Here is a 10,955-nt window from a genome sequence, read left to right on the forward strand (position 1 = left end):
CGTGCTGCCCGTGTCGGCCCGCCCGGGTCACCCGGCCGCCGCGTCGCCGGCGAGGAGCTCGCCGACCCGGCGCAGCCCGTCGAGGTCGTGCACGTCGCCCGCGAGCGCCGGCACCACCGCGGTCGCCACCTGCGGGTGCGCCGTGGCGAACCGGTCCCGCAGCGTGCGCTCGCGCTCGACCAGCCGGACCCGGTCCGCGTGCAGGCGCAGGAGCCCCGCGGTCAGCGACCCCGGCTCCTCCGCCCGCAGCCGCTCCGCGCCGGCCATCGCCTCGTCGGCGGAGAGCTGGCCCTCCGGCTCGGGGCTGGCGCGGTTGACGATCAGGCCGGCCAGCGGCATCGCGTCCTCGCTGAGCCGCTCGACGAAGTACGCCGCCTCGCGGAGCGCGTCGGGCTCCGGTGCCGCGACCACCAGGAACGCCGTGCCGTCGGCCTGCAGCAGCGAGTAGGTCTGCTGGGCGCGCTGCCGGAAGCCGCCGAAGACGGTGTCCAGCGCCGCCACGAAGGTCTGCAGGTCCTTGAGGAACTGCGCGCCCAGGATCTTCATCAGCGCGTTGGTGACCACGCTGAAGCCGGCGGCCATCAGCTTCGCCGGCCCGCGCGCCGGGGCGAGCATCAGCCGGACGAAGCGGCCGTCCAGGAAGCTGGAGAGCCGCTCGGGGGCGTCGAGGAAGTCCAGCGCGGAGCGCGACGGCGGCGTGTCCACCACGATCAGGTCGTAGGCCGTCGCGCCCTCGGGGTGGTCCTCGCCGGTGACGTGCTCCCGGTAGAGCTGGCCCAGCTTCTCCATCGCCATGTACTCCTGCGTGCCCGCGAAGGAGCTGGAGAGCGCGATGTAGAACGGGTTGGCCAGGATCTGCTCCGCCTTCTCGGGGCTGGCCTGGGAGAGCACGACCTCGTCGAAGGTCCGCTTCATGTCCAGCATCATCGCGTCCAGCGAGCCGCCGGCCTCCTCGCCGACGCCGGCCACCGGGCGCGGCGTGTTGTCCAGCGCCTCGATGCCCATCGACTGGGCCAGGCGCCGTGCCGGGTCGATGGTCAGCACCACCACCCGCCGCCCGCGCTCCGCCGCCCGCAGCGCCAGCGACGCCGCCGTGGTGGTCTTGCCGACCCCGCCCGAACCGCAGCAGACGATGATCTCGGTGGCCGGGTCGTCGAGCATCGCGTCCACGTCGAGCGGCTCCGCGCGGTGCGAGGAGCCGGGGCCGACCCGGGCGCGGGTACGGCGCGGGGAACCGCCGCTCATGCCAGGCCCTGCTCTCGGATCACGCCCGCCATCTCGTAGAGCGCGCCCAGGTCGATGCCGCCGGCGAAGCGGGGGAGCTCGTAGGTCGGCACGTCGAGGCCGGCCACGACCTCGCGCTGGGAGTCCTCCAGCGCCCGCCGCTCCGCGTGGTCGTGGGCCTCGGTGAGCAGGCCGTCCACCAGCGTGGCGTCGTGCGGGACGCCGGCCCGCTCCAGGTCGCCCTCGATCCGGGACCGGTCCAGGCGGCCCACGCGCGCCGCGGCCAGCTCGGGCGCGGTCAGGTCCCGCGGGCGGATCTGGTTGACGATCACCCCGCCGACCGGGAGCGCCGCCTCGCGCAGCTCGGCGATGCCGTCGGCGGTCTCCTGGACCGGCATCTCCTCCAGCACGGTGACCAGGTGCACCGCGGTCCGCGGCGAGCGGAACAGCGTCATCATCGTGTCCGACTGGGCCTTGATCGGGCCGACCTTCGCCAGCCCGGCGAGCTCGTTGCTGACGTTGAGGAACTGGGTGATCCGACCCGTCGGGGGCGCGTCGAGCACCACGGCGTCGTACCGGATCGCGTTCTTGTTGCGCGAGTTGCGCTGCACCGCCTCGTAGACCTTGCCGGTCAGCAGCACGTCCCGGACGCCCGGCGCGATCGTGGTCGCGAACTCGATCACCCCGAAGCGGTCCAGCGCGCGGCCGGCGCGGCCGAGCCGGTAGTACATCGCCAGGTACTCCAGCAGCGCCGCCTCGGCGTCGATGTGCAGCGCGTGCACCACGCCGCGGCCGCCGTCCTCGTCGGGCAGGCCGGTGGTCAGCCGCCGCTCCTCGTAGGGCAGCGGGTCCACGTCGAACATCCGGGCGATGCCCTGGCGGCCCTCGACCTCGCAGAGCAGCACGTTCCTGCCGCGGGTGGCGAGGGCGAGCGCGAGCGCGGAGGCGACGGTCGACTTGCCGGTGCCGCCCTTGCCGGTGACGACGTGCAGGCGGACGCGTGGCCAATCAGTCACGCCGCCCACAGTAGTGAACGACTGGGAGACGGTCCGGTGGTTTCGAGGGCAGCCGGTGGTTGAGGTGCGAGCGCAGCGAGCCTCGAAACCACCGCCGGCCCGGCGGTGGCTCCGCCTGAGTAGGGTGCGAGGTATGACCAAGTGGGAGTACCAGGTGGCGCCCGTCCTCAACCACGCCGCGGCGCAGATCCTCAACAACTTCGGCCAGGACGGCTGGGAGCTGGTGACGCTGATCCCCAGCCCGACCGGCAACGACGTGGCGTACTTCAAGCGCCCGGTCGAGGGCTGACCCGATGGCCGCGCAGGGTACGCCGGAGGAGCGCCTGGCCGAGCTCGGCCTGACCGTCCCGGCGGTGGTGCCGCCGGTGGCGACGTACGTGCCGGCCGTGCGGTCCGCCGACCGGATCTACACCGCCGGCCAGCTCCCGATGCGCGACGGCGCGCTGATCGCCACCGGCAAGGTAGGCGGCACCGTGACGCCCGAGGTGGCCGCCGAGTGCGCCCGCCAGTGCGCGCTCAACGCGATCGCCGCGATCCGGTCGCTGGTCGACGACCTGTCCCGGATCCGGATCGTCAAGGTCGTCGCCTTCGTGGCCTCCACCCCGGACTTCACCGGCCAGCCGAAGGTCGCCAACGGCGCGTCGGACTTCTTCGGCGCGGTCTTCGGCGACGCCGGCGTGCACGCGCGGTCCGCGGTCGGCGTCCCCGTGCTGCCGCTGGACGCGCCGGTCGAGGTCGAGGTGATCGCCGAGGTCCTGCCCGCGGCCGAGGGCGACGCGTGAGGATCCCGCTGCCGCCGGTCCCGCTGCCGGCCGAGGTGGCCGACGTCGTCCGCCAGTTCAGCGAGGGAGAGCGCACCCCGGCGGACCCGCGCAACGCGGCGACCGTGGTGCTGATGCGCGACGGCGACGTCCACGGTGGCCGGCCCGGGCCGGAGGTCTACCTGCTGCGCCGCCAGGTCTCGATGGACTTCGCCGGCGGCATGTGCGTCTTCCCCGGCGGCGGGGTGGACCCCCGTGACTTCGACGCCGAGATCCACGCCTCCGGCTGGGCCGGCCCCAGCCCCGAGGAGTGGGCCACCCGGCTCGGCGTCGAGCCCGACCTCGCCCGGGCGCTGGTCTGCGCCGCGGTGCGGGAGACCTTCGAGGAGTCCGGCGTGCTGCTCGCCGGCCCGTCGGCCGACTCCGTCGTCGCCGACACCACCGGCGAGGACTGGGAGGCCGACCGGGTCGCGCTGGAGTCCCGGCAATTGTCGCTGACCGACTTCCTGGCCCGCCGCGGGCTGGTGCTGCGCACCGACCTGCTCGGGGTGTGGGACGGCTGGCTGACGCCGGTCTTCGAGCCGAAGCGCTACCGGACCTGGTTCTTCGTGGCGCTGCTGCCCGAGGGCCAGGTGACCCGGGACGTCTCCACCGAGTCCGACCACGTGGTCTGGCTCGGTGCCGCCGACGCCGCGGACGCGGCCGACGCGGGCACCCTGGCGATGCTGCCGCCGACGTACCTGACCTGCCTGGAGGTGGGCCAGCACGGCTCGGTCGCCGACGTGGTCGCGGCCGGCGACGGCCGGTCGGTGGAGATGTTCATGCCCGAGGTCGAACGGCTCGGCGACGGGTACACGCTCTCGATGCCCGAGCGGCTGCGCCCGCTGGTCGCCGACCGGCGGGCATGAGCGCCGGCCCGCAGGTCCCGCCGCCGGGCGAGTGGCACGGCGGACCGTTCGGCGACCGCGGGCGGTGCGTGCTCGCCCCGAACCCCGGCCTGATGACGCTGGATGGCACCAACACCTGGGTGCTGCGCGAGCCGGGCGCCGAGCGCTCGGTCGTGGTCGACCCCGGCCCGCTCGCCGACGAGCACCTCGACGCCGTCGCGGAGGTCGCCGGGCAGGTGGAGGCCGTCGTGGTCACCCACCACCACCTCGACCACACCGAGGCGGCCCGCTCGTTCGCGGAGCGGATGGGCTGCGGGGTGCGGGCGCTGGATCCGGCGCAGTGCTGGCGCTCGGATCCCCTGGTCGACGAGGAGGTGCTGTCGGTCGGCGGGCTGGACGTCGAGGTGCTGACCACCCCCGGCCACACCCGCGACTCGATCTCGCTGCTGGTCGGCGCCGACCGCTCCCTGCTGACCGGGGACATGGTGCTCGGCCGCGGCACCACCGTGATCGTCCACCCCGACGGCGACCTGGGCGGCTACTTCGACTCGCTCGCTCGGATGCGCGCGCTGGTCACCGAGGGCCGCGTCGAGACGCTCTGGCCCGCCCACGGGCCGGTGCTGGCCGACGCCGCCGGCGTCCTCGACCACTACCGGGTGCACCGTCGGGAGCGGCTCGCCCAGGTGGAGGCGGCGCTGTCCGCGCTGGGGCTGGGCGGCTCCTCCTTGCCGGCCGACGCGGCCGAGGACCCGGACCTGCCGCGGCGGGTCGTCGAGGTCGTGTACGCCGACGTCGACGAGTCGCTGTGGGGCGCCGCCGAGTGGTCGGTGCGGGCGCAGCTGGCCTACCTGGCCGCCCGCTGAGGCGCGAGTCGGCAGAAACTCTCTGCCGACTCGGGGAACGGTGCGCCGAGCCGGCAGAAACTTTGTGCCGACTCGCGGCAAAGAGATCTCCGGCCGCCCAGGTCGGGCGGCCGGAGATCTGCGGTACTGGTTGAGCGCCGGGGCTCAGCGACTGACGTCAGCGCGCCCGGCGCGACATCCGCTCCATGTCGAGGATGACGACGGAGCGGGGCTCGAGGCGCAGCCAGCCGCGCGAGGCGAAGTCGGCGAGCGCCTTGTTCACGGTCTCGCGGGAGGCGCCGACCAGCTGGGCCAGCTCCTCCTGGGTGAGGTCGTGGTGGACGTGCACCCCGTCGTCGGAGCTGCGGCCGAAGCGGTCGGCGAGGTCGAGCAGCGCCTTGGCGACGCGGCCGGGCACGTCCGAGAATACGAGGTCGGCGACGACGTCGTTGGCCTTGCGCAGGCGGCCGGCGAGCTGGGCGAGCAGGCCGCGCGCCACGGCGGGGCGGCCCTCGAGCCAGCGCAGCAGGTCCTCGTGGGAGAGCGAGGCGAAGCCGGCATCGGTCACCGCGGTCACGGTCGCCGAGCGCGGGCCCGGGTCGAACAGCGACAGCTCGCCGAACATCTGGCCGGGGCCCATGATCGCGAGCAGGTTCTCGCGGCCGTCGGACGAGGTCCGGCCGAGCTTCACCTTGCCGTCGAGAACGACGTACAGCTTGTCGCCGGTGTCGCCCTCGTGGAACAGCACCTCGCCGCGGCGCAGCCGGGTCTCGGCCATCGACGTGCGCAGCGCGGTCATCGCCTCGTCATCGAGGGCACTGAACAGCGGCGCCTGACGGAGTACGTCGTTGTCCACTTCTCCTCCTGGTCCAGAGTGTCGTGCGGGCCCCCTGGTGAGGCGCCGGCAGTCGACACGCGTCCCGAGAATCCTAGCCAGTGGGCAGGTTCACACCTAACATGCGTCGACTCCGGGCCTGTCGCTGGCACGCCGTAGGCTGCGCACGTGCGTCCGATCGACATCACCGGGGAGACCCCGACCCAGCTGGTGCGCCGGGCCCGCAAGATCAACAGGGTGCTCGCCGAGACCTACCCCGACGCCCACGCCGAGCTGGACTTCGACAACCCGTTCCAGCTGCTCGTGGTCACCGTCCTGTCGGCCCAGACCACCGACAAGCGGGTCAACGCGGTGCGGCCGATCCTGTTCGCCGCCTACCCGGACCCGGCCGCGATGGCCGCCGCCGACCGCGACCACCTCGAGGGGATCGTCGGCCCGCTCGGCTTCTTCCGGGCCAAGACCGACGCGCTGCTCAAGCTCAGCGCCGCCCTCGTCGAGCGGTACGACGGCCAGGTGCCCGGCCGGCTGGACGACCTGGTCACGCTGCCCGGCGTCGGGCGCAAGACCGCCAACGTGGTGCTCGGCAACGCCTTCGACGTCCCCGGGATCACCGTCGACACCCACTTCGGCCGGCTGGCCCGCCGGCTGGGCTGGACCACCGAGACCGACCCGGTCAAGGTGGAGCACGCGGTCGGCGCGCTCTTCCCGAAGCGGGACTGGACGATGCTCTCCCACCACCTGATCTGGCACGGGCGCCGTCGCTGCCACGCCAAGAAGCCGGCGTGCGGGGCGTGCCCCGTGGCGCGCTGGTGCCCGTCGTACGGGGCCGGTCCGACCGGCGCGGTCGAGGCCGAGGCGCTGGTCCGCACGGAGGGCCCGAACTGATGCGCCTCGGGATCGCCGCGACGGCGGCGCTGGCCATCGGCGTGCTGCTCACCGGGTGCGACGGCGGCGCCCCGGCGGCGGCGTGCCGGGTCGACGTGACCACGCCCGACCTGGTCGCCGACCGGGAGGCCGCGGGCATCGCCGACTGCGACCCGGCCGAGTGGACGACCCGGGCCGACGGCGCCGCGGCGGAGCTGCCGGACATCACCCTGGACTGCCTGGGCAGCGAGGCGACGGCGGCCCTGGCGGACGTCCACGGCCCCGCGCTGATCAACCTGTGGTCCTCCAACTGCGGCCCCTGCCGCGACGAGATGCCCGCGCTGCAGGCCTTCGCCGAGGACTACGGCGACCACGTGACGGTGCTCGGGCTCAACTTCCTGGACACCTACCCGTCCGCGGCGATCGACTTCGCCGCCCGCACCGGCGTCACCTACCCGTCGCTCGCCGACGCCTGCGGCGACCTGCAGCAGACCGAGCTGGCGCTCAACGCCGGGCTGCCCCAGTTCTTCTTCGTGGGCGCCGACGGCAGCGTCACCCAGCGGGTGGGCGGCGTCGAGACCGAGAAGGAGGTCGTGGCGCTGGTCGAGGCCGAGCTCGGCCTCGAGCTCGACGCGCCGGACGCCGGGAACGCGGCGCAGGACGGGGCGAAGGGGGCGGACTCGTGATGGACCGCACCGGCCTGCCCGACTGGCTGAACGAGGTCGCCGGCGCCGCTGACCGGATCCTCGGCAGCGACCTGACCCGGTTCCTGCCGCCCGAGGGTGGCAACCCGCGGCGCGGCGCGGTGCTGATGCTCCTCGGCGAGGGCGACGAGGGACCGGAGCTGCTGCTCACCGAGCGCGCCCACGACATGCGCTCGCACCCCGGCCAGGTCTCCTTCCCCGGCGGCTCGATCGACCCCGGGGAGACGATCGTCGAGGCGGCGCTGCGCGAGGCCGAGGAGGAGATCGGCGTCGACCCGGCCGGCGTACAGGCCTTCGCGACGCTGCCCGAGCTCTGGCTGCCGCCGTCGAACTTCGCCGTCACCACCGTGATCGGCTGGTGGCACGAGCCCAGCCCGATCCGCGTCGCCTCGCCCGCCGAGGTGCACGCGATCCACCGGGTCAGCCTGGACGAGCTGCTCGCCCCCGAGCACCGGATCGAGGTCCGCCACCCCGGCGGCTGGACCGGGCCGGGGTTCCTCATCGGCCCCGACAAGGACGTCGTGCTGTGGGGCTTCACCGGCGGGATCGTGACCCGGTTCTTCGACTTCCTGGGGTGGCTCCCCGCGGTGGCGGACCCGCCCGTGCATGATCTACCCGACTACATGCTTGCCGAGTACGTGCGCCGTGCGGAGGAGGCGAGCGAGGCCGGCGAGGACGCCGACGACGGCCTCGACCTGGCCGAGCCCAACCCCGCACCGCGGAAGGATCGATGAACTTCCTCGACGTACTGCTCCTGCTGCTCGTCGCTGCCTACGCGCTGTCCGGGTACTGGCAGGGGTTCATCACCGGCGCCTTCGCCACCGTCGGCCTGCTGCTCGGCGGCGTCTTCGGCATCTGGCTCGCGCCGATCGTGCTCGGCGGCGCCAACCCCTCCCTCGGCGTCTCGCTGGGTGCGCTGTTCATCGTGATCCTCTGCGCCTCGCTCGGCCAGGCGGTGCTGCAGTTCCTCGGCGCCAAGGTGCGCGAGCGGGTCACCTGGCAGCCGGCCCGGGTCCTCGACGCGGTGGGCGGCGCGGCGCTCAGCGCGGTCGCGGTGCTGCTGGTGGCCTGGGCCCTGGGCGTCGCGATCTCGGGCACGCGGCTCGGACCGATCACCTCGATGGTGCGCGAGTCCACCGTCCTGGCCAAGGTCGACGGCGCGCTGCCGAACGCCGCGCCGAAGGTGCTGCAGGCGTTCAACAACGTCGTCGGCACGGGATTCTTCCCCCGCTACCTGGAGCCGTTCGCGCCGGAGCGGATCGTCGAGGTCGGCCCCGGCCCGAAGCGGCTGCTCTCCGACCCGGACATCACCGGCTCCCAGGCGAGTGTCGTGAAGATCCGCGGCGCCAACATCTGCGGGCGCGGCGTGGAGGGCACCGGCTTCGTCTTCGCCGCGGACCGGGTGATGACCAACGCGCACGTGGTCGCCGGCGTCCCGGACCCCGAGGTCCAGATCGGCGAGGGCACCGCGCTGGGCCGGGTCGTCCTCTACGACCCCGGGCTCGACATCGCGGTGATCCAGGTCGACACCGGCGACGCCCCGGTGCTGCCCTTCGACATCGACGCCGGCGCACCGGGCAGCCCCAACGACCCGATCGCCGTCGTCGGGTACCCGCAGGACGGGCCCTTCGACGTACAGCCCGGGCGGATCCGCTCCGAGCAGCGGCTGCGCTCCCCGGACATCTACGGCGACGGCACCGTGATCCGCGAGGTCTACTCCCTGCGCGCCCTGGTCCGGCCCGGCAACTCCGGCGGCCCGGTGCTCACCCCGGCCGGCGAGGTCTCCGGCGTCGTCTTCGCGGCCTCCGTGACGGACCCGGAGACGGGCTACGCGCTGACCGCCGGCCAGGTGGCCGAGGCGGCCGCCGCCGGCCGGGCGAGCGACGCCGAGGTCAACACCGGCAACTGCGCGGCCTGAGCGTCGCACGTTCGGCCGGTGCCTGCGGGGCACCGCCGGCAGACCGTCGTCACAACCCGATTGGCCCCTCATCGGCGAAGAATGGGGCCAATCGGGTTGTGACGACGCGACGCCGGCCGGCCCGCGCATGGACCCCGCCCCGACGGCCCGCCGAGGTCCGGCATGCTGGCCCCATGACCGACGCTCCCGACCTCGTCCGCTACTCCTTCGCCGACGGCGCCGCCCGGATCACCCTGACCGGCGGCGACCGCGGCAACCCCGTCGAGCCGGACCAGATCGACCAGCTCTTCGCGGCGGTCCGCCGGGCCGGCCGCGACGGCGCGCGGGTGATCGTGCTCGACGCCGAGGGCCGGTTCTTCTCCGTCGGCGGCGACCTGGGCGCGTTCCACGGCGCGGAGGACACGGCTGCGTTCATCGACGACCTGGCCGACGGCCTGCACCGCGTGGTCAGCGAGCTGATCCGCTCCGACGCGATCGTGGTCAGCGTGGTGCACGGCACCGCGGCGGGCGCCGGCTTCCCGCTGGCCGCGACGGCCGACGTCGTGCTGGCCGCGGACACCGCGAAGTTCAGCCTCGCCTACACCAAGGTCGGGCTCTCGCCCGACGGCGGCAGCTCGCTGCTGGTGCACACCCTCGGCCTGCACCGGGTGCTGCGACTCGCCCTGCTCGGCGACCTGCTCACCGCGCAGGAGGCGTACGACGCAGGGCTGGTCGCCCGCGTCGTACCGGCCGCCGAGCTGGCCGACGCCGCCGAGGCGGTCGTCGCCCAGCTGCTGGCCGGTTCCGGAGCGGCCCAGGCGGCCGCCAAGCGGCTGCTGCGCGAGCAGGCGGTCGCGGCGCCCGAGGTCGCGCTGCGCCGCGAGCTGCTCTCGATCCGCGAGCTGGCGGTGGGCGCGGACGGCCGCGAGGGGATCGCGGCGTTCCTCGGGAAGCGGTCGGCGGCGTTCAACGCCTGAGCGCCGCGGGTGGTGGTTTCGAGGCTCGCTCCGCTCGCACCTCAACCACCGGCAGGGCTGGCTCCGCTCGCACCTCAACCACCGGCAGGGCTGGCTCCGCTCGCACCTCAACCACCGGCAGGGCTCGCTCCGCTCGCACCTCAACCACCGGCAGGGCTCGCTCCGCTCGCACCTCAACCACCGGCAGGGCTCACTCAGGGGCCGGCGCGGTTGTCTCCGGCGGCTCCTCGCCGTCCACGACCGCGAGCGCCCGGTCCAGCCCGATCCGGGCGTAGGTCGGGTGCTCGGCGATGCCGCCGGGGCCGCCCAGGTCGACCATGCCGACCTGCACCACGTTCGCGCCGATCCGGTACATGGCGATCGCCTGGCTGATCTCGGTCCGATGCCGCTCGGTGACCACGGTGCCGGTCATCCGGAGGGTCGCCTGGTCGTCGACCCCGTCCACGCCGTCGACCGGCGCGTCGTCGTACGTGACCGTCAGGTCGTAGACCGCTCCGTCGCCGTCGGTTCCGGTCACCGTGCTGCAGGCGCCGAGCACCTCCTGGACGCGGTCGAAGGTCGCGGCGACGTCGTCGGCGTCCGGGTAGGCCGTGACCTGGCTGGAGACGATCGGTACGCCGGGGCCATAGGTGTAGTCGTAGCCGGCCTTGTCGGTCTCCTCGAGCTCGTCGGTGATCGCGGAGACCTCGCCCACGCAGCCGGGGCCGGGGTCGTCCTCGTGGTCGCTGGGGGTCTGCCGCCAGCCGTCGCCGAGGTTCTCCGGCGCGATCAGTGCGGTGGCGATCTGGTCGGCGGTCAGCGCGGCCACGGGAGTGGGGGCGCCGTCGCTCTCCGGGGCGTCGTCGCCGCAGGCCGTCGCCAGCCCGGCGACCAGGGCGAGTCCGGCCAGCCCGGCCAGGCCGGCGGCGGCCCGGGCGGGCGGGGTGGCGGACATCGGCGGCTCCTCTC

Annotated in this window: 13 protein-coding genes; 9 read left to right on the plus strand and 4 right to left on the minus strand. The window is 74.2% G+C overall.

Annotation, left to right across the window (positions count from 1 at the left end; translation table 11 throughout):
* Window positions 1–27: 27 nt before the first annotated feature.
* Both bagB and bagA read right to left on the minus strand, forming a co-directional pair.
* Window positions 28–1,245 (minus strand): ATPase BagB, encoded by a 1,218-nt coding sequence (gene bagB, locus ABLM29_RS14000; RefSeq protein ID WP_502889238.1) that lies wholly within the window; start codon window positions 1,243–1,245, stop codon window positions 28–30.
* Window positions 1,242–2,240, minus strand: coding sequence for an ATPase BagA (bagA, locus tag ABLM29_RS14005; protein WP_349714736.1), 999 nt, complete (start codon window positions 2,238–2,240; stop codon window positions 1,242–1,244). The genes bagB and bagA overlap by 4 nt, the downstream gene beginning before the upstream one ends.
* A gap of 133 nt (window positions 2,241–2,373) precedes the next feature.
* Here bagA and sp36 point away from each other — a divergent pair, with 133 nt between their 5' ends.
* The 4 genes from sp36 to ABLM29_RS14025 are packed head-to-tail and all read left to right on the plus strand — an operon-like array spanning window position 2,374 to window position 4,751.
* The gene (gene sp36 / locus ABLM29_RS14010) at window positions 2,374–2,529 is read left to right on the plus strand and encodes a Sp36 family protein (protein WP_136592777.1); all 156 of its coding nucleotides are present in this window, start codon (window positions 2,374–2,376) and stop codon (window positions 2,527–2,529) included.
* 4 nt (window positions 2,530–2,533) lie between these two features.
* Entirely contained in the window at window positions 2,534–3,022 is a 489-nt protein-coding gene (locus ABLM29_RS14015; protein ID WP_349714737.1) for a RidA family protein, read from the plus strand.
* A complete protein-coding gene (locus ABLM29_RS14020; protein WP_349714738.1) occupies window positions 3,019–3,909 on the plus strand; it encodes an NUDIX hydrolase in 891 nt (296 codons plus the stop codon). The genes ABLM29_RS14015 and ABLM29_RS14020 overlap by 4 nt, the downstream gene beginning before the upstream one ends.
* Window positions 3,906–4,751, plus strand: a complete 846-nt coding sequence (locus ABLM29_RS14025; protein ID WP_349714739.1) for an MBL fold metallo-hydrolase — start codon at window positions 3,906–3,908, stop codon at window positions 4,749–4,751. The genes ABLM29_RS14020 and ABLM29_RS14025 overlap by 4 nt, the downstream gene beginning before the upstream one ends.
* 157 nt (window positions 4,752–4,908) lie before the next feature.
* Here the strand turns inward: ABLM29_RS14025 and ABLM29_RS14030 are convergent, their stop codons facing one another.
* Entirely contained in the window at window positions 4,909–5,586 is a 678-nt protein-coding gene (locus ABLM29_RS14030) for a Crp/Fnr family transcriptional regulator (RefSeq protein ID WP_502889239.1), read from the minus strand.
* A 147-nt stretch (window positions 5,587–5,733) separates the two neighbouring features.
* Here ABLM29_RS14030 and nth point away from each other — a divergent pair, with 147 nt between their 5' ends.
* The 5 genes from nth to ABLM29_RS14055 all read left to right on the plus strand — a co-directional run bounded on the left by nth (window position 5,734) and on the right by ABLM29_RS14055 (window position 10,007).
* Window positions 5,734–6,450 (plus strand): endonuclease III, encoded by a 717-nt coding sequence (gene nth, locus ABLM29_RS14035; RefSeq protein WP_349714740.1) that lies wholly within the window; start codon window positions 5,734–5,736, stop codon window positions 6,448–6,450.
* Window positions 6,450–7,115, plus strand: a complete 666-nt coding sequence (locus ABLM29_RS14040) for a TlpA family protein disulfide reductase (protein ID WP_349714741.1) — start codon at window positions 6,450–6,452, stop codon at window positions 7,113–7,115. The genes nth and ABLM29_RS14040 overlap by 1 nt, the downstream gene beginning before the upstream one ends.
* Window positions 7,115–7,867, plus strand: coding sequence for an NUDIX hydrolase (locus ABLM29_RS14045; RefSeq protein WP_349714773.1), 753 nt, complete (start codon window positions 7,115–7,117; stop codon window positions 7,865–7,867). The genes ABLM29_RS14040 and ABLM29_RS14045 overlap by 1 nt, the downstream gene beginning before the upstream one ends.
* The gene (locus ABLM29_RS14050) at window positions 7,864–9,051 is read left to right on the plus strand and encodes a MarP family serine protease (protein ID WP_349714742.1); all 1,188 of its coding nucleotides are present in this window, start codon (window positions 7,864–7,866) and stop codon (window positions 9,049–9,051) included. Before ABLM29_RS14045 ends, ABLM29_RS14050 begins: the two co-directional genes overlap by 4 nt.
* A 173-nt stretch (window positions 9,052–9,224) precedes the next feature.
* Entirely contained in the window at window positions 9,225–10,007 is a 783-nt protein-coding gene (locus ABLM29_RS14055; RefSeq protein WP_349714743.1) for an enoyl-CoA hydratase/isomerase family protein, read from the plus strand.
* A 190-nt stretch (window positions 10,008–10,197) separates the two neighbouring features.
* On the opposite strand, the gene ABLM29_RS14060 is transcribed toward ABLM29_RS14055, so the two are convergent.
* Window positions 10,198–10,941, minus strand: a complete 744-nt coding sequence (locus ABLM29_RS14060; RefSeq protein ID WP_349714744.1) for a hypothetical protein — start codon at window positions 10,939–10,941, stop codon at window positions 10,198–10,200.
* Window positions 10,942–10,955 lie beyond the last annotated feature (14 nt).

Source organism: Nocardioides sp. YIM 152588, assembly GCF_040191335.1.
Taxonomy (GTDB): Bacteria; Actinomycetota; Actinomycetes; order Propionibacteriales; family Nocardioidaceae; genus Nocardioides.

Coding starts and splice junctions, on each gene's coding strand:
- bagB (WP_502889238.1), bottom strand. CDS start 1,245: ATGAGCGGCGGTTCCCCGCGCCGTACCCGCGCCCGGGTCGGCCCCGGC.
- sp36 (WP_136592777.1), top strand. CDS start 2,374: ATGACCAAGTGGGAGTACCAGGTGGCGCCCGTCCTCAACCACGCCGCG.
- ABLM29_RS14015 (WP_349714737.1), top strand. CDS start 2,534: ATGGCCGCGCAGGGTACGCCGGAGGAGCGCCTGGCCGAGCTCGGCCTG.
- ABLM29_RS14025 (WP_349714739.1), top strand. CDS start 3,906: ATGAGCGCCGGCCCGCAGGTCCCGCCGCCGGGCGAGTGGCACGGCGGA.
- ABLM29_RS14040 (WP_349714741.1), top strand. CDS start 6,450: ATGCGCCTCGGGATCGCCGCGACGGCGGCGCTGGCCATCGGCGTGCTG.
- ABLM29_RS14045 (WP_349714773.1), top strand. CDS start 7,115: ATGGACCGCACCGGCCTGCCCGACTGGCTGAACGAGGTCGCCGGCGCC.
- ABLM29_RS14050 (WP_349714742.1), top strand. CDS start 7,864: ATGAACTTCCTCGACGTACTGCTCCTGCTGCTCGTCGCTGCCTACGCG.
- ABLM29_RS14055 (WP_349714743.1), top strand. CDS start 9,225: ATGACCGACGCTCCCGACCTCGTCCGCTACTCCTTCGCCGACGGCGCC.
- ABLM29_RS14060 (WP_349714744.1), bottom strand. CDS start 10,941: ATGTCCGCCACCCCGCCCGCCCGGGCCGCCGCCGGCCTGGCCGGGCTG.